Annotated in this window: 20 protein-coding genes and 2 pseudogenes; 6 read left to right on the forward strand and 16 right to left on the reverse strand. The window is 50.6% G+C overall.

Features of this window, described 5'->3' with window-relative positions; translation table 11 throughout:
- Positions 1–228: pseudogene (locus VE954_RS31950) on the reverse strand (hypothetical protein); the annotation flags it as partial.
- 160 nt (positions 229–388) lie between these two features.
- Here VE954_RS31950 and VE954_RS31955 point away from each other — a divergent pair.
- The 3 genes from VE954_RS31955 (at position 389) to VE954_RS31965 (ending at position 3,267) form a co-directional block, all read left to right on the forward strand.
- On the forward strand, positions 389–724 hold the full coding sequence (locus VE954_RS31955; protein WP_324960657.1) for a hypothetical protein: 336 nt from the start codon (positions 389–391) through the stop codon (positions 722–724).
- A 12-nt stretch (positions 725–736) separates the two neighbouring features.
- Entirely contained in the window at positions 737–1,981 is a 1,245-nt protein-coding gene (locus tag VE954_RS31960; protein WP_324960659.1) for a vWA domain-containing protein, read from the forward strand.
- A 191-nt stretch (positions 1,982–2,172) separates the two neighbouring features.
- Positions 2,173–3,267 carry a hypothetical protein gene (locus VE954_RS31965; RefSeq protein ID WP_324960661.1) on the forward strand — a complete coding sequence of 365 codons (1,095 nt, stop codon included), beginning with the start codon at positions 2,173–2,175 and terminating at the stop codon, positions 3,265–3,267.
- A 187-nt stretch (positions 3,268–3,454) separates the two neighbouring features.
- On the opposite strand, the pseudogene VE954_RS43930 reads toward VE954_RS31965, so the two are convergent.
- A pseudogene (locus VE954_RS43930) lies at positions 3,455–3,601 on the reverse strand (Fic family protein); the annotation flags it as partial.
- Positions 3,602–4,157: 556 nt separating this feature from the next.
- On the opposite strand from VE954_RS43930, the gene VE954_RS31970 reads away from it, so the two are divergent.
- Entirely contained in the window at positions 4,158–5,498 is a 1,341-nt protein-coding gene (locus tag VE954_RS31970) for an amidohydrolase (RefSeq protein ID WP_324960663.1), read from the forward strand.
- Positions 5,499–5,564: 66 nt separating this feature from the next.
- Here VE954_RS31970 and VE954_RS31975 read toward each other — a convergent pair whose 3' ends face one another.
- The 9 genes from VE954_RS31975 to VE954_RS32015 all read right to left on the reverse strand — a co-directional run bounded on the left by VE954_RS31975 (position 5,565) and on the right by VE954_RS32015 (position 17,406).
- Positions 5,565–8,291 (reverse strand): response regulator, encoded by a 2,727-nt coding sequence (locus VE954_RS31975; RefSeq protein WP_324960665.1) that lies wholly within the window; start codon positions 8,289–8,291, stop codon positions 5,565–5,567.
- Positions 8,288–10,456 carry an ATP-binding protein gene (locus tag VE954_RS31980; protein ID WP_324960667.1) on the reverse strand — a complete coding sequence of 723 codons (2,169 nt, stop codon included), beginning with the start codon at positions 10,454–10,456 and terminating at the stop codon, positions 8,288–8,290. The genes VE954_RS31975 and VE954_RS31980 overlap by 4 nt, the downstream gene beginning before the upstream one ends.
- Complete coding sequence (locus VE954_RS31985) at positions 10,432–11,493, reverse strand: ATP-binding SpoIIE family protein phosphatase (RefSeq protein ID WP_324960668.1); 1,062 nt, start codon at positions 11,491–11,493, stop codon at positions 10,432–10,434. The genes VE954_RS31980 and VE954_RS31985 overlap by 25 nt, the downstream gene beginning before the upstream one ends.
- 8 nt (positions 11,494–11,501) lie before the next feature.
- On the reverse strand, positions 11,502–11,906 hold the full coding sequence (locus VE954_RS31990; protein ID WP_324960670.1) for an anti-sigma regulatory factor: 405 nt from the start codon (positions 11,904–11,906) through the stop codon (positions 11,502–11,504).
- Positions 11,887–12,282, reverse strand: coding sequence for an STAS domain-containing protein (locus VE954_RS31995; protein ID WP_324960672.1), 396 nt, complete (start codon positions 12,280–12,282; stop codon positions 11,887–11,889). The genes VE954_RS31990 and VE954_RS31995 overlap by 20 nt, the downstream gene beginning before the upstream one ends.
- Before the next feature lie 2 nt (positions 12,283–12,284).
- Positions 12,285–13,181: an STAS domain-containing protein gene (locus VE954_RS32000; RefSeq protein ID WP_324960674.1), complete on the reverse strand. Its 897-nt coding sequence runs from the start codon at positions 13,179–13,181 to the stop codon at positions 12,285–12,287.
- Positions 13,182–13,255: 74 nt separating this feature from the next.
- Entirely contained in the window at positions 13,256–13,591 is a 336-nt protein-coding gene (locus VE954_RS32005) for a helix-turn-helix transcriptional regulator (protein WP_324960676.1), read from the reverse strand.
- A 259-nt stretch (positions 13,592–13,850) separates the two neighbouring features.
- Positions 13,851–14,252, reverse strand: a complete 402-nt coding sequence (locus tag VE954_RS32010; RefSeq protein WP_324960678.1) for a hypothetical protein — start codon at positions 14,250–14,252, stop codon at positions 13,851–13,853.
- 13 nt (positions 14,253–14,265) lie between these two features.
- Entirely contained in the window at positions 14,266–17,406 is a 3,141-nt protein-coding gene (locus VE954_RS32015; RefSeq protein WP_324960680.1) for an efflux RND transporter permease subunit, read from the reverse strand.
- A 363-nt stretch (positions 17,407–17,769) separates the two neighbouring features.
- On the opposite strand from VE954_RS32015, the gene VE954_RS32020 reads away from it, so the two are divergent.
- Positions 17,770–18,630 carry an EcsC family protein gene (locus VE954_RS32020; RefSeq protein ID WP_324960682.1) on the forward strand — a complete coding sequence of 287 codons (861 nt, stop codon included), beginning with the start codon at positions 17,770–17,772 and terminating at the stop codon, positions 18,628–18,630.
- Between the two features lie 4 nt (positions 18,631–18,634).
- Here the strand turns inward: VE954_RS32020 and VE954_RS32025 are convergent, their stop codons facing one another.
- The 5 genes from VE954_RS32025 to VE954_RS32045 all read right to left on the reverse strand — a co-directional run bounded on the left by VE954_RS32025 (position 18,635) and on the right by VE954_RS32045 (position 22,331).
- Positions 18,635–19,423, reverse strand: coding sequence for a hypothetical protein (locus tag VE954_RS32025; protein WP_324960684.1), 789 nt, complete (start codon positions 19,421–19,423; stop codon positions 18,635–18,637).
- 40 nt (positions 19,424–19,463) lie between these two features.
- The gene (locus VE954_RS32030; protein ID WP_324960686.1) at positions 19,464–20,063 is read right to left on the reverse strand and encodes a hypothetical protein; all 600 of its coding nucleotides are present in this window, start codon (positions 20,061–20,063) and stop codon (positions 19,464–19,466) included.
- Positions 20,064–20,367: 304 nt separating this feature from the next.
- Complete coding sequence (locus VE954_RS32035; protein ID WP_324960687.1) at positions 20,368–20,985, reverse strand: hypothetical protein; 618 nt, start codon at positions 20,983–20,985, stop codon at positions 20,368–20,370.
- A gap of 335 nt (positions 20,986–21,320) precedes the next feature.
- Entirely contained in the window at positions 21,321–21,593 is a 273-nt protein-coding gene (locus tag VE954_RS32040; protein ID WP_324960689.1) for a hypothetical protein, read from the reverse strand.
- 15 nt (positions 21,594–21,608) lie between these two features.
- On the reverse strand, positions 21,609–22,331 hold the full coding sequence (locus VE954_RS32045) for a hypothetical protein (protein WP_324960691.1): 723 nt from the start codon (positions 22,329–22,331) through the stop codon (positions 21,609–21,611).
- Between the two features lie 234 nt (positions 22,332–22,565).
- Between VE954_RS32045 and VE954_RS32050 the strand changes: the two genes are divergently transcribed.
- Positions 22,566–23,255 carry a DUF4136 domain-containing protein gene (locus tag VE954_RS32050; RefSeq protein WP_324960693.1) on the forward strand — a complete coding sequence of 230 codons (690 nt, stop codon included), beginning with the start codon at positions 22,566–22,568 and terminating at the stop codon, positions 23,253–23,255.
- Positions 23,256–23,291 lie beyond the last annotated feature (36 nt).

A 23,291-nucleotide genomic window follows, 5' to 3' on the forward strand; every position in this document is an offset into this window, starting at 1 on the left:
CTGAGCGAAGTCCGCCTTCCGCCTCGGATCAGTTTTAGGCAGAAGGACAGTGACCTTGTATTCCCGACTCTGTTTCATCCGCGACAGGCTGCTGAGCAGTTTTCCCAGCACCGCGTTGTAGAGCTTCCTTCCATGCTCCTCGGACTGCCGAAGCGAACGAAAGTCATCCGGAGATGAAACAATCTCCGTCTCGAACACAAAGGTTTTCGTTGTGGATCTTGCCAACATACCCTCCAGCCGAACAAATGTATGAATGCCATAAGCATTTGGCAAGAGGAAAACAAACAATCTCCGATGATGGGAGGTAGCCAGGTCCTCTGACCTCCAGCCAAAGCTTTCTGCTTCCTCGTTGACTCGGGAAACCCTATGGCTGGAGTACGCCGGACGTTTGATCGAGGCTGATATCTACGAGAGCGGCGGCACAAAGCCAATTCGGAAGATCGCCCAGGAGATGGAGCGTTACAGCGGAGGGCTGTTCCCTGGTTTACAGCTGCAGTGTCCCGGAGGCAACAGCGTTTTGCGTGGCATAGGAATCCGAGGCGAGCCCCTGTGCGTTCCCCGCTCAGACATTGTATTCATCGACAGCAACAAAGCGGCTCTTCCTGGAGGGCTGCAGGTCACGCCATTGGATTGCCAGAGCCTGAATGCAAAGACCAGCGATCAATTTTTTATCAGCGGACTCAGCGCCGCAGGGCAGCTGAGTTGCAGCCCACGCTTCTGGTGAAAGGAGGAACACATGCACGAACACGAATTACATCCTCGTTCGCAGTCAGGTTTCTCCTTGATATCCACTCTGCTCGTGGCCGGGGCTATGGCGGTCGTGTCGAGTGGTATCTATCAGATCATGAATTATCGCATGGATTCACTGAAGATCACCCGCATGCACCAGAGGATGGATCTTTTCGAAGCCAAGCTGACGAATACAGCCCGGTCCTTGGGCGCCATGAACCTGAGTGCTCAGCGCAATCCGGGAAGTCGCTTGAACCTATGCTTCGGCTCTGGCAATTGCCAGCCCACAGCCGTGGGTGAGAAGCTTGTTCTTTATGACGCCCGTGGTCAGAGGGTCAGTGGGCTGCTTGATCTCAACGGCCGACCCTGCGCGGAAAACTGTCCTATCGACGTGCAAACTGATGTGCAGCTTTTCTGTGGCGGAGGAGCTAGCAGCTGTTCGACGCCCAGCGAGGTCAAGACAAAATTTCAAATCCGCAGGGCTTCCACGGATTTTTTCAAAGGTCGTGACTTTCCCCCCGTGCAGGGAACAGCCAGCCTTGCCACCTTTGTGTGCCCGGATGGCGAATATGTGAGCGGTATGACCGCTGAAGGTCAGATCCTCTGTGCCCCAGCGGAACTCTCTGCCTTTGATGCGAGCTGCAAGCCAGGGACCGCTGCCGTAGGAATGGATAGCGAGGGTTTTCTCAAGTGTGCTGAGATTGTCGATTACTGCCAGGTGCCTATTGCCTTCACCCTGGTTCTGGATACTTCAGCATCCATGAAAAGCAATGACAAGGTGACGATCGCCAAGCAGGCCTTGAATAACTTCATCAACTTCCTGAATGCGAATCGGGATCGTGGAGCCTTCGCGAGTGTCAATGTCAGCAGCACACTCCGCGAGAGCCTGACAGGTGACTATCAAAAGATCAAGACGGCCATCAGCGGTGAACAGGCCAGAGCCGGCACCAACATGGCGGCGGGCCTGCAGACAGGCGCACAGGCTCTGGCGAGTGCTCAGCCAGCTGAAAAGAAACTCATGATATTTGTCAGCGACGGTCGGAACACCCGAGGAGACGATCCTGTCGAGGCGGCGGCCAAGGTTAAAGCGCAGGGCATCCGTATTTTCACGGTAGGTTTTTCGGCGAAGGCAGATCGCAAAACCCTGAGACGGATAGCATCCTCGCCGCTTGATTATTATGATGCCACCCAGTTAAATCAACTCAAGGCAGCGCTCGAAGATATTGCCAGCGTGACGTGTCGGAAACCTTGAATGGTTAGGCCATCGGCATGGCGCCTACCCTCAAACCTCATGGTAAAGAAATGAGCTGGTTGGCCTGCTGTTTCGGCTTTAGCTGCAGCATGTGTTCATTTTTTCCGTCCTTCCGGGGAGACCTTGACGCTTGCAAGCCGTACTGCTATTTCGGCTCGGCTTCGCTTGCATCCTTGTGAGGACCAACATCCATGCTTTCATTGCGCCCACTGATCACTTTCAATATCATGGCAATTCTCGTAGGTTGTGGGAAATCGGACACCAAATCCAGTCCCGAAGCCAACCCTTTCATCTTCCGCTCGGAAGTCTCCGTTGAAAGTTCCATCAACCAGCTTAGCAGCCACAATAACACGATACTCCTGACAAATTTGAACAAAGTCGTGGTTGTCGACGCGAATGATCCCGATAAAATAAGCGTGACCTCTGACATCACGTATAGCCTCCCACCTGACCATGCTACCTCTCATAGCGCTGTGCTCAGCAACGATAAGCAAAACCTGCTGGTTCTCAGTTACATACCAAATGCCTTTCATACCCTGGATTTAAAAGCCCCGTCGGCCCCGGTCACACAGACTTTATATCCAAGCACTCAAGGTTCGACGGAAACCCGATTGAAATCGGATTTGAGGTTGATAGAAAATTTTCTGACTATGGAAACGTCCAGAATCGGGGACGTTGTTTATATGTTTGCGCAGCAGGCCGAAACTGTTCAAGGGTATTTGCTGGCTCTTCATATCTATAAGCCGAAGGAAATGGACCAATCGACTTTGGCCCTTGGTGAGGCGATCCCAGGCTCGACATTCTTCGTGCCATCAGAGGACTTGAAAAAACTCTACGCCACTGATCTTACGTTCAGATTTTATTCCTTCGATGTCTCCAACCCGAAGCAACCGCAATTGATCAGCAAGCAAGACAGAACTTGCGGCTCCCTGACCAAAGACGTCAAAGTCATCGGCGACAAGCTGCTGGTCGTAACCGATAGTCAGTTCCAGATCTGTGATTTGCAGGGGCTGGACAAGGATCCGATCAGCACCTATGCCTACGATACGACCCCGCGCAAAAAGTTGGTGTCCTTTGCTGGCGATAAAGTCTTCATCGCTACGCGGAGTTTGGGCACAGTGGAAGCCTGGTCCATGAAAGATCTGACCAATCCGACATTCCTAGGCCGCATGATCGTACCGGTGGCCAACAACGGCTCTATCGATGGTATGGAAGCATTGAGCCCAAGCGTTCTCAGCGTGCTGGATACCGAAGGCCGTGTGAGAGTTTACTCCATTCCTGAATGATCTGCTCTGGGAGCTGAGGCTCCCCTTTTCCACTTCAGCCTTTTATTTTCATCAAGTCCTCGGGCCTAAAGAATTGAATCTCCAAGAAGGATGTAAGTCTAGTGCTTATATCGCCCAAAAGTGTGTTCTGCACTTGTGAGAAGCTGCATGAACTTGGGGTGAATAAAAATTTTGTCGCGGCCTGTGATAGAAGCCCCTCATGGGTCAGATATAAAAGGTTTAGGGCGCGACCTGTACGTCCAATCCCATCAGTAAAAGGGTGAATAGCCTCAAACTGATAGTGAGCCACTGCCATACGAATCAAAGGGTCAACCCCTGTTTCATAGTGAAGGTATAGTCTCGACGTCCCGCGCTGGTGGAAGTGCCGGAAGAGAATTGAATGGTTTTACGTGGTGAAAATCCAACATATCGATTTTTCTCCATTTTATCGACATAAAATTCATAGCTAATTGATTTTATTAACTAATATCCAGAGCTAACGAAGCAGGATTTGCGTCAATTTTGTTCGGGAAAGTTAGAGCACCCACAGTATCGTTGAAAGAGGCTGCTTGGCACCAGCCTCATGGATGATGTAGCTGGAACAGAATACGAAAAGAATCGAATTAATAGTCATTCTACGCAAATCGAGTTTTCACCTCGAGTTTCCGGCCCCAAGTATTATCCTCCTGTAAGTAGAACCCGAACCCTACAAGAAAAGTCGAAGTCATCAGAAACCCACCGCCCTGGGAGTTTATCCCCTGGGAAAGATGCGATCTTGTACAATAACCGGAACAGAAGTATTCCACTCGTTAACTATCACGCAAAAACGTGATCTGCGGAACGTTGTGAGCATCGGCCGTGTTTGGGACGAAACTGTATCGTCAGGTCGTTCAAGATAAAAGGAGGAGGACATGAATCACATCGCTGTCATGGCTGTTGCGATGATTTTGTGTTCAGATTTGCATGGGCAGACGTCGACGTTCTACGAAGACCTAAAAAAAGACGTCGCTAAAAATGAAGTGCGGATGATTGACAATTTTAAGCGGATACATTCTGATCCAGAACTCGGCTATCAGGAGGAAAAAACCGCGAAGATGGTGGCCGATGCCCTAAAAGGATCAGGTTACGAAGTTCGCACAGGCATTGGTAAAACAGGTGTTGTAGGACTTCTGAAGAATGGCGCTGGCCCTGTGGTCATGGTGCGCAGTGATATGGACGCTCTTCCCATGAGCGAGCAAACCAGGCTCCCCTATGCCAGCAAAAAAAATGTCAAAGGAGCCGATGGTTCCGAAACACCTGTCGCTCATACCTGCGGGCATGACGCTCATACAGCCTGGCTCATGGAGATCGCCCATCAAATGGCGAGAACCAAAGAAAATTGGGCCGGTACGTTAATCATGGTCGCTCAACCGGCGGAAGAGCTTTTAAGCGGCGCAACTTCCATGGTCAAAGATGGTCTTTATGAATTTGTGCCGAAACCGGATGTATTGATTTCTGCCCATACCTCTCCCACTCTCCCTGCTGGGAAAGTTGGAATACGCAATGGCCGGCGGTTGACGGGATCCACTTCTCTTGATGTTACGATTCGGGGAATCGGTGGTCACGGTTCATCTCCCCACCTGGCTAAAGATCCGATTGTCCTTGGATCACTTGCCGTTCTCGAATACCAAACTCTCATCAGTCGAGGCGTTGATCCGACGGAAGTAGCTGTGCTGTCGGTGGGAGCGTTTCAGTCGGGAACCAGCAACAACATTATTGCCGACCAGGCCGTTCTCAAAGTCAACCTTCGTTGGTTTGATGAAAAAGTCCGCGATACGCTCGTCAACGGCATCAAATCCACCACCGATCATCTTGCATTGGGGCAAGGCCTCGGCAAGGATAAGATGCCTACCTACACCATGGTGGGCGGGACTGTTCCGGTTGTTAATGATACTGAAGCCACAGCGAAAGCTAAAAAAGCCATGGTGAAATCTCTAGGGGAGAAGAACGTACTTGAAGGGGCGGAGACACAAATGGCGTCCGAGGATTTTCATCTTCTGGCAGCTCCCAACCCCAGGGCAAAAATCGTCTGGATTGAAGTGGGATCGGGAAAACCGGATGTCAGGGAAGTGCTGAGCAAAGGTGGTTCAATCGGCTTCAATCATAATCCTGCTTTCCAAGTGGAGCTGCCCGCCCTTGCCACAGCGGTGACGGCATTGAGTTCGGTTGTTCTTGAGTTCATGCCTGTATCAAGCGCACAGCCGACTCACTGATCCTGCATCCGGATGGAGTCTGTTCAGCCAGGTTCAAGCTCAAGGCATAGTTCGCTTTCCAGAACCTTAGGAAAGGATGGTGCGTCTACAGCTCTCAATGGAGCTGATGAGTAGCTTAAAGTTCAAGGGTTTACTTAAGTGCAAGTTGCAGCCGGCTGTTAGGGTTTTTTCCCTTTCTTCCTTCATGGCATGAGCGGTGATTGCTATGATTGGCTTGGCATATCCTCGTTTTCTGAGTTCTCTTGTCGCTGAATATCCATCCAAATTAGGCATCTGCATATCCATCAGGACGATATCATAATTTCCTTCAAGGGCTTTGCTCAAAGCTTCGGCACCATCTTCTGCGAAGTCAATCTCAGCACCGTTCTGAACAAGGATACGTTTCACTAAAGTTCTGTTGTCCGCTGAATCTTCGGCCAGCAAAACCTTCATGCCTTCAAGTGAGCTTCGGGTTTTGGGCGCCCGTACCTCTGCTTTGTCTTTAACAAGCTCCGTGCCAGGCCCAGCTGAAAGAGAGAGGCTCGACCTGATCCTAACGATAAAGGTGCTGCCCTCGCCAGGCGCGCTTCGGTCAAGGATGACGTCCCCACCGAGAGCCTGAGCAAGCTTCCTTGATAGCACAAGGCCCAGCCCCGTCCCTCCATAGTTGCGAGTGGTTGAGACATCCGCCTGCGCAAATGGCTTGAACAGTCGTTCCCGCTCACTGGCAGAGATTCCTTGACCGGTATCTTTTACAATAAAAGAAACCATGGGAGGGGCACCTTCAGACTCTTCCAGGGCAAGCGTGACACAAACTTCCCCTTTAGCGGTAAACTTGATCGCATTGCCAACGATGTTCATAAGAATCTGCCTAAGTCTGGAAGGATCTGAGGCGATTATTTCTGGAACCTCAGGCTCGAACCTGGACGCAAGGATGACGCCTTTCTCACGCGCCTTAATACTCAACGAACTTGTGACGTCACTGATTAGGTTTGAAAGATTGATCGGCAAATTCTCCAGATCAAGCCGTCCAGATTCGACCTTCGAAAGGTCAAGTATATCGTCGATCAGTTGAGCCAGGTCATGACCATTCCGATTGATGGTAGTGACGAATTCCTCACGCTCAGCGACCGAGATATTGGGATCCCGCAGCAGCTCTCCAAAACCCAGCATGGCTCCTAGCGGAGTCCTGATTTCGTGACTCATATTGGCAAGGAAAGAACTCTTCATTCTGTTGGCCTCTTCGGCAAGCTCTTTAGCTGCTTCGAGCTCGAGGGCCTCCCTTTTACGGGATGTAATGTCTTCAGCAATCCCGGCGATTCTGTAAAAATGACCACCTAAGTCCAGGACGGGAAAGGCTCGGTCAAAGACCCATCTGATCTCGCCATCAGATCGAACGACGCGGTATTCCTCAGATGCGGGCTGGGCCGTCAGCTGTCGCTCCCAAAATAGCTGAACCTTCTCTCTATCTTCGGGAAAGACGGCAGCGAGGAGCTTTTCCGGTCCAGCTGCCAGGAACCATTGGCTTCCATGTCCCCACACCTCTTCTATAGTGGGGCTGACGTAAAGAAGTTCTCTGGTTTCCAGATTCTTGAGCCAAAAAATTTCTCGGATATTTTCGGCCAGTTGCCGAAACCTCTCCTCGCTATCTCGTCGGCTCGCTTCCGCGAGCATAAGGTCCGTCGCGTCTTTTGAAATCTTTGCATAACCTCGTGGGCTTCCACTTTCGTCTTTTAGAAGAGTGGTGAATCCATCGGCAAGATAGCGACTTCCATCTTTCTTCATATACCAGCGCTTATCAGCCATTTGACCTTTACGCTGGACGTTCAAGAGCTCAAGCTCAGGAACTCCCGCCTGACGGTCTTCCTCACTGAAGAGCTTTGCAAAGCTTTTTCCAAGCACATCGCTACACGCAAAACCTGTAATTCTCTCAGCGCCTAAATTCCAGTCAACAATCCGCCCATCAAGATCAATGAGGAAAATTAAGTGGTCCTTCACGTTTTCCATGAACAATCTGAAACGCTCTTCGGTTTCCCTTGCCTTGTTTGCGGAAAGTCGTCTTTCTGTCACATCAACAAGCGTCAGGACCACATCGGTTTGTCCGTTTTTGGCGTCGGACTCCACGGTATTAACCCTGCCCAGGTACCAGCGGTCACGGATGGCAATATCCACGATCTCACTGGAAGGCCTGGAAATTAATCGGCCCAGTGCATCCCGGGCGGCAAGGGCCCAGGGTTCATCTTGAGCAAATAAATCCAGGATTGATTGGCCTTCGCATTTCATTTGATCGTTGTATTGCAGTATGGCCTCGCTCATTGCAATATTCATCTGCTTGATCTCGCCTTCTGCGGACAACACGGCAACACCATCGTTAATGGCGTCAAATGTGGCCCTCCACCGCCTTGAGTGGGATCGAGCCTCTTCCTCAGAGCGCCGGGCGCGGAGGAGGGATTTTACGGTAGCTATGAGTTCCGGTGGCTCGACAGGGTGAATAAGATAGCCATCAGCTCCAAGGTCAAGACCCTGAATCTTATCGGCAGGGGATGTGTAACAGGCGGAAATATGAAGTATCGGGACATCTTTTGTCGCCGGATTTTCCTTTATCTTTTGACAGACTTCAAAACCTGTAATGTCAGGCAGATTAATATCAAGGATGACAAGCGATGGCCCTTCGGAAAGTTTCATCAGTGCTTCCTTGCCGCTGACGGCCTCCAGCACCTCATAACCTGCCATGTTAAGCGCCCATGTCGTTGAGTATCGGCTTGCGGCCTCGTCATCGACCACGAGGACTGTAACGCTTTCAGCTGCCTTCATATTCCTTGCTCTCCTGTCAAATCCAAGCCTATCAATCCCGCGTGGCGCAGAGCCTCCTGGATCCTTTCCGCAGCCATGTCCTGCGGCAATTCCTTGGACAAAATTGCAATGGGCTGCCCCTCAAGAGCAACGAAGTCAGCGGGTGCAACCCGAACAGACGAATTGACAATGACTGGAATGTCTTTGGTGTCTGGATTGTTTTTTAACGCCGCTAGTACTTCAAAGCCACTCATATCCGGCATCCGAAGATCCAGGAAAATGACCTGCGGCTGATCTTCGCTCGCTCGTTGCAATCCTTCCTTTCCTCCCTTCGCCTCAAGGATTGTACAGCTTGAGTCCTTCAACAAATCAACCAAAATGTATCGAGATATCTCGTCATCGTCAATTATGAGAACCCGATTGGGACGTATTTCTCCGACGATATCATGGAGTTTCTTAAGAAACCAAATCTGGTCATTCGGTTTAATGCTCAGACGGGTGTCACTTGACCTTTCCGTCCGTTCGCCAGACATAAGTGAAATAACAATGATCGGCGTGCTTTCAGTTGATAGACCGGGTTCCACATTCAGCGAAAAAGCTGTGTCCAATGCCGATGCGGATTTAGAGAGATTTTGAAAGGCCAGTCTGGCCCTGGCAAGGGAGCGGGACGCGATCGATTGAAACGTTTCTTTGTCCATGTAGGAAGCAGGAGTCGAGTCTGGCATATTATGCGGCGTAGTAACAAAAGAATTGACCGGTTGGCTATTCGGAGTCGGTCTGGACACTCCTCCGGATACTTGCCGCTCGGCGACAGACAACAATTGTGAACACCGGACGGGGAGTAGCACCGCAAAAGTTGAACCAACTCCCGGCTCACTCTGGACCGAAACCTGACCGCCTAGCAATTCTGAAAGGCGACGCGCAAGTGGGAGACCTAGCCCTGTCCCTTTCGAAAGGCGTTGCATAGGGCCGTCCAGCTGCGTGAATTCTTGAAAAATTCGATCCTGGTCCTTGAGGGATATGCCGATTCCGGTATCGATAACGGAGAATTCCACGAAGTCATCGCTTGCAAGCCGGGCCTTGACCCTGACTTCACCTTCGACAGTGAATTTCAAAGCGTTTGAAATGAAATTGCGAAGGATCTGGGCGATCTTTCCTTCATCGGAGTATAAAAGAGGGATTGACTCGTCTATCTCAAAGATCAGTTCAACCGGGTGCTCTGGCCTCAGGAGCGGGCGAAACATCGCCCGTAGTGAACCGAACAGCTCGGCAACCTCGACGTCGCCCGGCTGAACTTCAACGCGCCCGGCTTCAAGCTTGGCCGTATCCAGCATATCGTTAATCATCTCGGAAAGCTGTTCTGCTGATTTTCTTACAAACATGATCTGCTTTTGACGCTCGAGCGATAGCTCATCCGAATCACACGTGCTGAGCAGAATTCGCGTGAGCGAAAGGATGGAATTAAGGGGGGTGCGGAACTCGTGAGTCATGTGCGAAAGAAAGCGCGATTTGATCTCGCCTGCGTATTTAATAGCCTCGGCTCTTTCTTCCAGTTCTTTATTCAGCGCAACGACACCCCTGTTTGTGTTGGCCAATTCTTCATTCAGGATGTGCAAGCTATTGCGCTGGGTGGTTAATTCCTCCTCGCGCTCTTGCAGTATGCGCATCGCTTGTGCTAGTTCAGCATTCTGTTGTCTTAATTCCGAGAACGCGTCGTTGGGAATGGTTTTAGCCAGCTCGCCTGCCAAAAGCGCGATCTCGTCAGGCCGAAATTGCTCCTTTCGGAATGGGATGTTCTTGCGTAATACGACAAGGGTCCCGGTATCGGGAGAACTTTCTATCGAAAAGCTATCCATCAGTCGACGTGAACCGGAAATGCCCAAGCCCATCCCGTTCTTTGACTCATGTCGGCCTGTGAGGATTTCGTCAAGATTCTGTATGCCCTTGCCTCGATCCTGAATCCGAATCTGAAACGAAAGCGTTGGGCTGTCAGTCACGGAAAAAGTCGCCTTTCCGGAAACTGCATAGCGAAATGCATTTCGAGCAATTTCAGACACCGCTGTGGCAACGCGAGTCTGTTCTTGTAACTCAAAGCCGAGTAAGGCTGCGATCTGTCGGGCGCGTTGTCGACATAGCACCACATCCTGTTCGTAGGAAATGCTTACAGTGAGGAGGATTCTTTCCATTCCTTCAATCCTGTATAGGGAGCCGTGGTTCGTACCACGATAATGGTGGCATCGTCCTTGTCACGCTGAAAATCACGAAAAAGCACGCCGGCAATAAGAGTTGGATCACGAGCGATCAGACCTGGGTACCCCCTGAGATCACACCGTGTGGAAAGGCCATCCGAATGCATAATGAGAATGGTCTCCTTGTCCCGGGAGTAGGTGAACTCCTGAAACTTTCTTGTCGAATGACCCAAAATTCCTGGCTGTGACACCATATGCTGACTCTTGTCGACCGAGGTAATGCTGCCAGCAATATTGCCGATTCCAGTATAGCGTGCCATGTTTTTACTCAGGTCGATCTCTGTGATCGCTGCTGCGGCGCCACGGGTTTTTCGTAGAGAATCGTTACAATGCTGCATGACCGTCAAGGGTTCCAGATGAGACATTTGTTTAAAAGTCGACACCGCTTCGCGCGATGCGTCGGCAGCACCCAAACCGTGACCGAGCCCATCAACAACCAGAAAAATTCCACGCTCATTGTTTACGCAAGCGGCCCAGCTGTCGCCACATACGTCTTCACCTGGATAGGGCATGGCAATGCTGCCCCAGCTGAACGGCAATTTTGGACTTCCAAGCCCCTCAGGACTGGATTTACGGGGAAATACGCGACATAAAATTGCTGTGCCTTTATTTAAAGCCGAGTATATGTCAAAGCAGTCGGAAAGTCGTTGCATCGCTCCCAATCCCGAGCCTTGGGTGCCTCCTGTTGAATATCCATCACGGAGACACGCTCCAGGATCGGACATTCCGGGTCCCCGATCCAGTGCCAGAATTTCCATACCAAGGGTTTCATCCTGCCTGTAGCAAGCCTGAAGAATGATGCTCCCGCCGTTCCCGTAGCGCAAAATATTTGTGGCTGCTTCGGTTATAATAAGACTGACTCGGCCGTCGTCAATTTCATCAAAACCGCAAGACGCGGCCATCCTTTGCCCAATTCTCCTGGCCTCACCCACCTGGCTCGCCTCTGCAATCTCAACCATTATTGGTGTTATCATAGGCTCACCTACTTCCATTTTGTTAAGACCACGCGTGTGCCTTCACCGGGTCTTGAATCAAGTTCAAATTCATCGACAAGGCGTTTAGCTCCGCTCAGGCCAAGGCCCATGCCACTGCCGGTGGTGAAACCGTCCGTCAGTGCCAGAGTCAGATTAGCTATGCCCGGACCCTTATCCGTGAACGTTATCCTGAGACCTTTACGGCCTATTTCCTGCAAAATTTCGAGGGTTGCGGTGCCGCCTCCACCGTAGATTAAGGTGTTGCGCGCTATTTCACTGACTGCGGTGACAACTTTGGTCTGATTGGTCAGGCCAAGGTTAAGCTCTTGAGCTAGAGCTTTGGCTTTCTGGCGAGCTTCGACGACCCCTGCCTCTTCCCTAATCAGAACGCTCTCATGCTTCAAGACCTCCATAAGCGTCCTCACCCCTGTCTTTGCCCAGTGAGTCACGCAGGAGCTTGAGGCCCTTATCGACATTGAGGGCTGTGCGCACCCCGGGTAACGTCATGCCGAGCTCAACAATAGTAATCGCTACTGAGGGCTGCATCCCGACAAGAACGGTCTCAGCATCAAGAATTCTCGACATAGCAGCAATATTTCCAATGATTCGACCAATGAAGGAATCAACCATCTCCATGGCTGAAATATCTATCAACACACCGCGCGCTTTGGTGGTCACAATTTTGGCAGTAAGCTCTTCCTGTAGGGTCAAGGCGAGTCGGTCATGCATATCGACCTGAATTGTCACCAACAGGAAATCACTCAATTTCAGAATGGGTATGCGCTCCATGCCTATTCTCCCCGTGCGCTGTTCTGATTAAATAGTGACGATGATTTGTCATCGGCACTCGTGGAAGAACTCCGCCTCCGAAGTGCCAACAGAAAGGCGTCCGCGAGCGTGGCTTTGGTTGCAACCTTGCCGAGGTCTATACTTAAATGAACCATTGTCTGTGCAATCTGAGGGCGAATGCCGCTGATTATGCATTCAGCGCCCATCAAGCGGGTCGCGGCGACTGTCTTAAGGAGGTGCTGCGCGACAAGGGTATCCACCATGGGAACTCCCGTAATGTCGATGATCGCGACATCAGCCCCAGTGACAACGATCTCTTGAAGCAGCACCTCCATCGCGATCTGTGTGCGGCGACTGTCGAGGGTGCCAATGAGTGGGAGGGCTAAAATGCCTTCCCAGAGCCTGATAACCGGCGTCGACACTTCAAGCATTTCCTGCTGCTGACGGTTGATTATCTCCTCACGGCTCTTCTGATAGACTTCAGTCGAATAAAGGCCGAGTTTATCGAGTATGGCAGCAGCATTTTCGAGCTCGCCGAAGAGCTGGTCCGGTTCACGTGTAAGCTCGGACCGAAGCATTCTAAAAAGAGGCAGACGCAAGGAAAATATAAAGGTTGCCGTCTCTGATGGGCTAAATCCTTGCTTGGCTCGCGAACGTGAAATGTCTGAAACAAACTCTTTGACTTTGGCCCACTCGCTTCCGTCTGTACTGAGTAGACCGTCCTTGGATGGCACACCGCGAAAGAGTTTCAGGAAGGTCCGGCTTTGATCCCGGAGCTCTGTCTCAGACATAAGTTCACGTCTGAGCATAGGAGCAGCCAACTGCTCCTTGACCCAGTCCTTGAGAAGGTCGTCTTCAACGTTTTCGATAACCAGCATCAAACGACTTCTCACGTGCATATTTGCTCCCTTTCGCTCGTTTTTAAAATACTTCGTTTCGCGACAACCTGCCTTGAAAACAATGCAGCTATTTTTTACATGTTCAAATGGTTTCTTACTATTGTGACTTTGTAGGTCAGTCGCTCCCGTCGGAGAAGCTGTTCGAGCGCCAGCTCAAGCAACGCCTCTGCATCAAGGCCAAGTGCAGCCGCGATCTGAACAATTCGCTGGGGTCTTGGGGTCCTGCGACCGGATTCCAGATCGCAGAGGTTGGCTGAAGATATCTTAAGCCGTCCTGCGAACTCGCTTAAGGTGGCGCCTTCCTGTTCACGTTTTTGCCTTAACACTCTTCCTACCGAAAGTGTGTCAGGCTCGTTAACCTTCGCCGATAGCACATCGCCCGGCCGGGTTCCTCCGATGCGCTGTGCCATAAAACTTCCTCAGCCGAAATACAAATGGATGGATGGACCTACGATAGATACTTCACACAGAAGTATTCTTCAAGGTTAAACGTGCCGCCAGCAAAATGAAGTTTCGAGATTTCACCTGATCTGAGCAGCTGTACCATGGGTCTTTGCGACCAACCTCAAGCACCTATCGGTGTATCGGGCTATCACAATCGTCCACGTTTTCCATCGCGTCAGAAACCTCCCTGTAAAGAGGCTGCCCGAAAGCAGCGCCATCTCAGATTCAAATATTATCGATACCAAAATCCGCGACAACCTTCTTGCCAGCCACTTCAAGGTTTACATGCATATCGTAGCGATGGACCTTGCTAATTCCTTTGACGGTAGCGCTATAGAATTCGCCAGCTTTCTTGAAGGTGACGGGCTTGCTTTTTTCCTTAGGAAATTGAACATCCCCGGTGAGTTCAGCCTTCTCCAGCTTCATGGGTTTGAGCTGTTTATCAAAGATATAGAGTTTGAGATTATCACCGTTGATGACGATCTCAGCTTTATAATCCCCTGCATTGCGAAGGGTTCCACCATGGGGTGCAGTTTCCGTAGCGGCTTCGTGATTATGGCCATCATGAGCCATGAGGGGAGCAGCTGCTCCCAGCAAAAGGGACGTCAAGGCCAAAAAAGTTTTCATGGATATCTCCAAATTAAAGTTCAGACGAGCCGCTTATCGCGTCCAACCTATGTTTTACAGCCCTCTCGGCTGCTTTTCGACCAAATCTATAAAAAATCGCTGGAGTCACAAAGATGTCAAGGATCGTAGACGATAAGAGGCCGCTGACTATGACAACGGCCACAGGATGCAGGATCTCCTTCCCCGGCTCGCCCTTCGCAAAAAGAAGCGGCGTCAAAGCCAGCATGGCTGTCGAAGCTGTCATGAGAACAGGCACGAGGCGCTCCAGGGATCCACGTATGATCATCTCTTTGGAAAAAACCTCGCCCTCTTCCGCCATCAGGTGAAGGTAATGGCTAATCATCATAATGCCATTTCGGCTTGCGATCCCACACAGCGTGATGAAAGCAATCAGGGTGGCCACGGAGAAGGTACGATCCGTGACGTAAACGGCAAGCACGGCTCCGATCAGGGCCAGCGGAATGTTGACCATGATTTGAAACGCAATGAGGGGTGATCGAAAGTGGACGGCCAGGACCAGAAAAATGCCAAGAATGGAAAGTCCACCAAGGACGAGGACCATGCGGATGGCCTGCCTTTGACTTTCATACTGACCATCGAATTCGATGAAGTAACCCGGCGGAAGCTGAACCGCCTTCTCGATGCGCGCTTTGACTTCGTTAACCGTGCTGTCGATATCCCGTCCGCTTGTATTAAAGGCGATGGCGATCCGCCTTTTTTGATTTTCCCGCTCAATAACGTTGGGTCCGCTGGTTTCAAAAACGTCAGCGACTTCAGAAACGGTGATAGCACGGCCTGTAGGGAGCACATGAAGCGATAGCTTTTTAATGTCATCAACGGTCCTTCGGTATTTCTCTTCGAGGCGGACGTGAACATCGAGAATTTTATCCCCTTCAAAGATGCGCGTGACAGGCACGCCCTGCAGCATCAATTCCAGACTCTCGATGGCATCGCCGGGGACAATGCCATATTTGGCGAGATCGGATCGCATGGGAAAGATCTTATATTGGGGAAACAGAGATTGACCTTCCATCTGCAGATCCACCACACCTTCAACACCGGCAATCGCGTTTCGGATCTCGGCACCCTGCTGCCTGAGAATGCGAAGGTCAGGACCAAAGAGCTTAATGGCAACCTGAGCTTTGACTCCTGAAAGGATATGATCAAGCCTATGGGAGATCGGTTGGCTGATGCTATAATACCCATCAGGCGGCAATGCAGCCTTGACCTTGCTTCGGATGTCAGAAAATATTTCCTCGCGCGACCGCTCCGATTTTTTAAGGGATATCTCCCATTCCGTCTGGTTGACCCCTGCAGCATGATCGTCCTCCTCGGCTCGTCCCGTGCGCCTCCCTGTGGACTTGACTTCAGGCACGGAAAGAATGGCCTTTTCTACAACCATGGCCAACTCACTGGACGCCTCAAGCGAGATTCCAGCCTTGACAGAGGCTGCAACCATGGCACTCCCTTCGTTAAAAGGTGGCAGGAAATCCCGACCCATAAAAGGCACAAGTGCAAGAGATCCGATGAAAAGAACGGCTGAAACCCCGAGGATGATAAAAGGTCGATCCAGGGTTTTATTCAGAATCGCTCGGTCCACCTTCTTCAGCCATCTCACCAGCCAGCTGTCATGATCAGAGTGAGATTTGGTTTTTCCAAGCAGGAAATAACAAAGGACCGGGGTGATTGTGATGGAAACGACCAACGAAGCCATGATTGATATGACATAGGCTATTCCAATGGGTGTGAAAAGCCTTCCCTCAAGTCCCGGCAGGGCAAACAGGGGAATAAAAACCAGCACAACAATGACCGTGGCCAGAACGATTGAACTACGAATTTCGCTCGACGCTTTGTAGATGACCCTGAGAGCCGATTCGGGAACCTGTTTTTCCCTATTTTCCCGGAGCCGCCGGAATACGTTTTCCACATCAACAATGGCGTCATCGACAAGCTCGCCAATGGCGACTGCCAGCCCCCCAAGAGTCATGGTATTGATACCAAGCCCCAGAAAATGAAAGGCAATGGCGGTGATGAGAAGTGAAAGTGGAATCGCTGTCAGGGTAATAAGAGTTGTTCTGACATTCAAAAGGAAGAGGAGCAGCACGATGGAAACAATGATGGTCCCATCACGCAGTGCTTCGACAACATTGTCTATGGCGGCCTCTATGAAATCAGACTGTTTAAAAAGGTTGGGCTCAAGCCTGATACCCGCGGGAAGCGTCTTTCCAAAATCTTCCAGGGATTCATCCATGAGCCTCGTCAGAGTCAGAGTATCAGCGGTGCTCTGCTTTTGGACCATGAGAATGACACCGGTTTTGCCATTAATGGAAGCGTCGCCTCGCCTGGAAGCAGGGCCTCTTTGAATTATGGCCACATCCTTGAGCAAAACCGGGCGGCCCAAGTGAGTGCCGATTGGGGTATCACCAATGTCTTCAAAGGCTGTGATCCGTCCAATGTTCCGGATGAGCCATTCTCTATTGCCATCCGTAATAAACCCTCCACCTGTCGCGATCGAGAGGGACTCAAGACGCTCAGCCAAATCACGGGGACCGATGAGACGTCTTTGAAGTTCAGTGGGGTTTATCAGAATTTGAATCTGCTCCTGCTCCCCGCCAAGAACAGTCGCTTGGGCAACACCGGGAATCGAGAGAAGCCTTGGCCTCAGCTGCCAGTCCGCAATGGAACGAAGCCGCATCAGATCAAAGGAAGGATCGTCGGCAGTGAGCCCCAGCATTTGGATCTCACCCATAATGGAGGACGTTGGCGTGAGGAATGGCTGCGCATCCTTGGGTAGCCTTGCCTTCACTGTACCAAGGCGTTCAGAGACATGGAGCCTTGCTGTTTTCAGGTCGGTATTCCACTGGAATGCGACTCGTACAACCGAGATGCCCGTCGTCGATGACGAGTAAACGCGGGTGACTCCAGGGACACCATTGACTGCGTTTTCAATGGGCCGACTGATAGCAGCCTCAATCTCCTCAGGTGCCATACCTTCAATCTCCGTGACGATATGGACCGTGGGTCGATTCAGATCCGGAAAAACATCGACATTGAGCTGCCTCGTAATGAGAGCACTGTACACGACAACGAAGGCAGCCAATGCAACTGTCAAAAAGCGCTGTTTGAGAGCCGATTTTATAATAAAATCAATCATTTATAATTATATTCCCATGACAGTCGTAAGCCGGATCCATCAGGACATGACAGCACACAATATTGCAAACTTAATGGCCCAGATCGACCATGCTTTTGTTTGCATTTTGCCTTGAGCTTAGGCTGTCCTAAGAGCCGTCGAAATGACATCGAAATGGTATCGGTTCGATCCCGTGGCCACGCTGCGGCCTGGCCAGGCTTGGTTCAAAAATTCTCGAACAATTTATTATGAAGAGTGCGTAATGCAGCTCGAAAAATATCCGTTTTCCTTTTATTTTTAGCATGTTCCTGAGTGGTGCTATAACCGCAGGCATGGTTTGCAAAAACTCCTGAGCCCATTATGATCGGAGTGGAGGAGGGACGCATGCAACTGGGGTTGAAACAGCACGAGTTGGATTTTATCAAAGAGGCGGCCTCCTTCCTGGAGGCACCATCAGCTCTTCTACGCCTCACACAATGCATGGGAAAGCAGGTCGGGCATTTACAGCATAGTGCACCACACGCAACGCAGCGGCTCATCAAGCGGGCGGTGCATCTGAGTCTGAAAACAGCACTGCGTCTTGCGATTGGAACGCTACCTTATCAGCAGCACGGCTCAAGCTCATGGCCTGAAATCATCAGCGGAACCAAGCGATCGCGATGGAAACATACGGCAGCGGTCGCAACGGCCGGGGCGGTCGGTGGAACACTGGGAACGGCTGGCCTCATGCTGGAGATTCCACTGACGACCAGTGTGATGTTGCGCAGCATCGCGTCAACAGCTCAGAAATGGGGTTATGACCTCAAGGACCCTGAAGTTCAGCTTCACTGTCTCTATGTTTTCAGCCTGGGATTTACGGCCGACAAGGATCACGTTGGACTGGGTCCAGGCTATATCGACACACGCTTGGCGTGGCATGGAATGATTCGTGAACTGGCTGGCTTTATCGGTTCGCATTCTCTCAAGGATGTCTTCGTAGCTTTGGAGCGAGGGACGCTACCCGCTCTTGCGAAATTGGTAAGTCTGCTGATTCCAAGCCTCGAACGAGCTATCATGAAAAATATCCTCTCCAAAAGCTTACCCGTTCTTGGAGCCCTCAGTTCTGCCGTGATCAATGCCACGTACTGCGGGTATTATTCTCAGGCAGCTCAATATCACTTTGGGCTCATGCATCTTGAGGCGCAGCATAGTCTCGACCTCGTCCAAAACCAGTATGCGCTTCTCAATCAAGCTCGGTCTGCCTAGCAATCTAGAGAATCAGGGTCAATTGAAACTTCATGGACCACTCCGGTGCCTCATCAGGGCGGATCACGTTGGAAAAAATTCCAGCGCTGGTGGAAAGGGGAACAAATGGCCTTGGAAAGAGCTTGGAAACTTGCAGACCAAGAGGCACGGTCCATTGTTCATCATCCTGGGTTCCGTCAAACGTAATATTATTGAAAGGCGATATCGACCAAAAATTTCCAAGTCGATAGGATGTGATAGGCTGGATTGTGAGAAGGTTGACGTCCTTTTTCTCGTCGTCTCCTGCAATAGACCAATTTTGATAGAGCAGAGCTCCCATTGTCCACGAAGGAGACGAGCTGACCACGGCAAAGGTTGGCCCTACCCCCCACTTGCCAGTCGAAAGTTGATCGCCCACTCCTGTCGGCATCGAAAGCATGAAGCCACCTCCGAAAATCGTGTCCGATACGTACCTTGGAGTCATATAAAGCTGATAATTGAAGTCCCCAAAGCCAGACGTTTGTGTGCTTCCTATCTCGGTGGTGGTTTCGGTCGTCGTATAAGGTACTATGAATCGATTGGTGAAGGTCCATCGATCGGAGAACGTGGAAATAACCGGTTGAAAATTGACCACTGATTGGACAGCGTCATTTTCCTTGTCAAAATGATAGTTGAATTGCATAGGAAGCGTTGTGAGGTCAGACAAAGGATTGGCCACCTTGATCTCAAGTTGATACATGTCGACTTGATATTCGTCAGCCAAAAGGCTGTGAGATGGGATCAGCAGTAGCACTATTCCTATGGGTCTCAGCATGGACTGGTTCCTTTCTGCTCTTGAACCCCGAAAGGTCCGACTAGAATGATGAAAAACCCACAGCGAGGCGGACCGTAAGCCCTTGCAACTCCGCGCCAGTGGTGGCGGTGAAACTGTCCAGGTATTGGGCTCCCGCGCCCAGCACAAGGCTATCAAGATTTAAGTATAGGCCCGCCTCGGGAGCATACACGCCTTGGGTGGAATATTCCGTTTCGTGGAGAAAGCCCAAGCGCTGATCCTGTTCGACGTAAGCTGGCCCCAGACCAAGTCCGACATAGGGCACAACCGGGCCTCGGGCCAATTCGTAACGACCTTGAAAGAGGAGAGGATAGGCATTGATCTCCCTGGACTCGCTCCCGGAAAAGGTGGCACCATTCTGCTGGTACGTGGCCAGATTCTCGTCCTCGTCCCAACCGATCCACTGAAACGAAAAGCCCCAGGACATGTTGGAAGCTGATCCGAAAAAGGAGCTAAAACCAAAGCCTTGATAGCTGTTTTCCGAGATGAAATCGGCAATTTCTCCATAAGGGATTGTCATGGGGTATTCCAGAGTCACTTGACTCTGTTCAGCCGACGCCGAGGTATCGATGCAGAGGGCAAGCACAAATATTCCTGAGGTTGCGTGTATTTTACTAGACATCGTTAGATTCCTCGAAAAGATATGATCTTCTTCCACCAGACTTGCCTATTTCAAATCGCGCAAAACGAAGAATGCCCTGACCACGCATATTCCTGGCTCGAATTCATCATGAAAGATATCGAGGCATCCCGCGTTCTGCACTTTTTGAAAATGGCGAAATAGTAACGCTCGGACCATGACATCTCTGGAAATACCACCTGGTCCTTACAATGGAAAGGCTGTTCGTCACACGCGAAGCATTCACTGTTCCAGGCGCCCTCAGGCGTTTGTCACCAAGCCCTTCACCCATTTCAATTCTCCGTGGTTATCGGGATCCCCTGCGCTTGAATCTCGATTCCATCCGGCGTCCCAATTGGAATCCTATGAATCCGGGGAAGGCCAAACTCATGACTAAAATTGTGGTCATCGTGCTCAGTCGACTCGAGAGCACTTGGGCCGCTTCCAGTCCTTCCCTTATAAACTTTATAAAAACAATCCCAGCAAAGATGCCTGCTGTTAGTCCGCTCGCTGCCTGCAGAACGATTTTGGGGCGCGGCACATGAATGTCCCGGTTCAAGTTTCGACCCAGGAATATTCCAGCGATCAGCCCGCTGAAACTAATGGACCCGATCGCTGTGTACCGCCACAGTTCTTTGGAGGCCATCCCCATCCGTGCGAATGCTTCACTCAGATTGAGGCTTGTGCCGATAATGCAGCCAGCCGCGGCGCCCAGCATGCCCCACCAGAGAAGAGGGCGCATGACCCGGGTGCTGGCGGTAGCCGAAGATGCAATAGCTATCGAGCAGATCAAGGCGGCAACGAGGTAAGGCAGGTTGCTCGTCAAAAAATAGGCGGCAGCCGCACCTGCGCCAGTGGCCGCGGACGAGGCAAGGCGTAACGCTAGGGGTGTATTCCAGGGAAGCTTTCCAACTTCTCTGCTCATCGTTCAACTCCATGCTTGGGACAAGCCATCATGAGACCTGAATGGGACACAAAGCTCTCGCAAATCCGGCTCTGCCTTGACGGCAGATCCTGCGAGAGCTCGAAATGAGGAGTAGGTGCAGATCAGGAGCGCAGCATGACGTTTACGCCATCCCTTGACATCCGCAACCAAAGAGACATGTATCTTCCTTTTTTACTTAGGCCTGATGTTTGCCGTTCTTTCAAACACTCGTCTGGAAAGTACCATCGGCAAATTTCATAGAGAAGATTGTTTGCTCATGCATCGGGAATTAGATGTTCCTTACGCCCGCTGAGAACTTTCGCGGCGCCTCTTCCTTACAACGGCCGACGCAATCCATCCTCTTCTTCCCTGGGCGAATCTGTGAAGCCCATGTCAGGGGTACTGCACATCTTCTCCAGGACCAGGTATCGACAACCATAGGTCATGATTTCGCGACGCATGGAATCGCCCGAAGCTCTGGATGCTCCGCCAGCGGATTTTTCTTCTGCATCCAGTGATTGACTATCTTTCCCAAATCCACCCTGCTCGTTCCCCCCAAAACAGATGGCGGAAAACGTCAGGGTTCCCATCAAACAAAGTCTTTTCATGTATTTTCTCCAGGGTTAGCGTTGAGAGACGAGAACTGATGACATTGTTACGGCCAGAACCACGTCGCCGCTCAGACTCTCGTCGTTAAAAGCATCGATAATTGCAGTACGAGCCTGGCTTAACACCTGCTCAATCCTGGCTCGTCCTTTTTCATTCAGGCCTCCCATCCCAAAATAACCAATGGAACCTGGTTGGCCGACAGAGTCTTCGCTGTGAAGTTCCAGTGAAAGCTTCGCCCTCGTGACAATATCACGATAGTCAGTCAGAAAACTTTGATCGGACTTGGGGAAAAGTCTGCCGTTAATTTCTGTAAGCAGGCCTCTATCTAAAAGCTTGTTCAGTTTAGTGATTCCATCGTTCCCAAGCCGATTGTAAATCAATGCACGGCTCGTCCCATCTTTGGACATGCACATTCCATTGATGATGAACTCATCAAGACGCTCGATATATTTTCCTTGCTCTGCTGAGACTGGTGTGGCTTTGCCTTTTAATAGCGCCTTCGCCAAGCTGGATGGCTGCCCGTATTCTTTTTCGAGGATCGTGATGGCTTCATCCATGGCCATGGTCTCAATAGCGATTTTTACCGCTGTAACATAGGATGGCCTGCGCTCTCCATGAAATACCCTCCGAAGAGTAGGATAAGGAATGTCGGCGCGCTTGGCCAATAGTCCTAGAGAAGCGTTTTTTCTGCTATCCAGCCACGTTTGAATCTTCGATGTCCAGATGCTAGCTTCCACATCTTTCCTCCTTTTGATTGTAGCCCTTCCGTCAGACTTATTATTACTTCGAAAAAATTTAAATCAGAACAACGGATTGGCCCGGGAAATATCCACGTCAAATAAAAATAGGCGCGATGGTTCCATGCATGTGGGCGCGCGGAACATGGAATATCAAGCATCGAAGTTGATTCATCTTTCCTTTACGAATACCAAACTGTATAGGTTGGGAAACCTTGAGATGGAGGACTGCCATTGGAAGCGAAATGCTTGAAGTTTGCCAGGTTCCTTTTTCTGATTCCCGTTTTTGAAGTGATTCTTTTAAATGCAGGATGTGACGTCTATGATGATGTTGTGGACCCTGAAGATGCTGCCCTCGTTGTAACAAAGCCTTTGGACGGATATGACTTTGCTGCCGTGCAGACCTATGCATTACCCGAAAGAGTGGAGTTCATCAAAAGGACTGATGACAATTCATTAGTAAATTTGAGCAAAGAAACGGAAAGTGCAATCCTGGAAAGATTGGCAGAAAATCTGAATGCGAGGGGTTTTCGTAAAATTACTGAAGGCGAAACAGAGCCGCCCGACATTTTTACGGAAGTTTCTGTCATAGCTTCGGTCGTAGAAGACGTTTATTACGACTATTGGTACCCGACCTGGGGAACATATTACGATTCCTATTACGGTTCTTATTATTCATCGAGCTGGGGACCCTCCGTCGTACCCTATGTTGTTTCGGCAGAAGTCGGCTCCCTTGTCATCAATATCACAGCTCCCAAAAATGCCAATTTTACGAACAAAGAGATTCCAACGGTCTGGATAGGAGTTTCCATGGGACTACTCAACGATACCAATCAATCTGAAAGGCATGCAAGGGTCAACCAGGACATAGATCAAATGTTCAGCCAATCCCCTTACTTTGCAAAAAATCCAAGTGGCCTCTGAAACGCTGCGTTTCGCGGCAGCCTATCATCAACCGAG

Source organism: Oligoflexus sp. (assembly GCF_035638955.1).
Classification (GTDB): domain Bacteria; phylum Bdellovibrionota_B; class Oligoflexia; order Oligoflexales; family Oligoflexaceae; genus Oligoflexus.

Coding starts and splice junctions, on each gene's coding strand:
- VE954_RS31960 (WP_324960659.1), top strand. CDS start 737: ATGCACGAACACGAATTACATCCTCGTTCGCAGTCAGGTTTCTCCTTG.
- VE954_RS31965 (WP_324960661.1), top strand. CDS start 2,173: ATGCTTTCATTGCGCCCACTGATCACTTTCAATATCATGGCAATTCTC.
- VE954_RS31970 (WP_324960663.1), top strand. CDS start 4,158: ATGAATCACATCGCTGTCATGGCTGTTGCGATGATTTTGTGTTCAGAT.
- VE954_RS31975 (WP_324960665.1), bottom strand. CDS start 8,291: ATGAAGGCAGCTGAAAGCGTTACAGTCCTCGTGGTCGATGACGAGGCC.
- VE954_RS31980 (WP_324960667.1), bottom strand. CDS start 10,456: ATGGAAAGAATCCTCCTCACTGTAAGCATTTCCTACGAACAGGATGTG.
- VE954_RS31985 (WP_324960668.1), bottom strand. CDS start 11,493: ATGATAACACCAATAATGGTTGAGATTGCAGAGGCGAGCCAGGTGGGT.
- VE954_RS31990 (WP_324960670.1), bottom strand. CDS start 11,906: ATGGAGGTCTTGAAGCATGAGAGCGTTCTGATTAGGGAAGAGGCAGGG.
- VE954_RS31995 (WP_324960672.1), bottom strand. CDS start 12,282: ATGGAGCGCATACCCATTCTGAAATTGAGTGATTTCCTGTTGGTGACA.
- VE954_RS32000 (WP_324960674.1), bottom strand. CDS start 13,181: ATGCACGTGAGAAGTCGTTTGATGCTGGTTATCGAAAACGTTGAAGAC.
- VE954_RS32005 (WP_324960676.1), bottom strand. CDS start 13,591: ATGGCACAGCGCATCGGAGGAACCCGGCCGGGCGATGTGCTATCGGCG.
- VE954_RS32010 (WP_324960678.1), bottom strand. CDS start 14,252: ATGAAAACTTTTTTGGCCTTGACGTCCCTTTTGCTGGGAGCAGCTGCT.
- VE954_RS32015 (WP_324960680.1), bottom strand. CDS start 17,406: ATGATTGATTTTATTATAAAATCGGCTCTCAAACAGCGCTTTTTGACA.
- VE954_RS32020 (WP_324960682.1), top strand. CDS start 17,770: ATGCAACTGGGGTTGAAACAGCACGAGTTGGATTTTATCAAAGAGGCG.
- VE954_RS32025 (WP_324960684.1), bottom strand. CDS start 19,423: ATGCTGAGACCCATAGGAATAGTGCTACTGCTGATCCCATCTCACAGC.
- VE954_RS32030 (WP_324960686.1), bottom strand. CDS start 20,063: ATGTCTAGTAAAATACACGCAACCTCAGGAATATTTGTGCTTGCCCTC.
- VE954_RS32035 (WP_324960687.1), bottom strand. CDS start 20,985: ATGAGCAGAGAAGTTGGAAAGCTTCCCTGGAATACACCCCTAGCGTTA.
- VE954_RS32040 (WP_324960689.1), bottom strand. CDS start 21,593: ATGAAAAGACTTTGTTTGATGGGAACCCTGACGTTTTCCGCCATCTGT.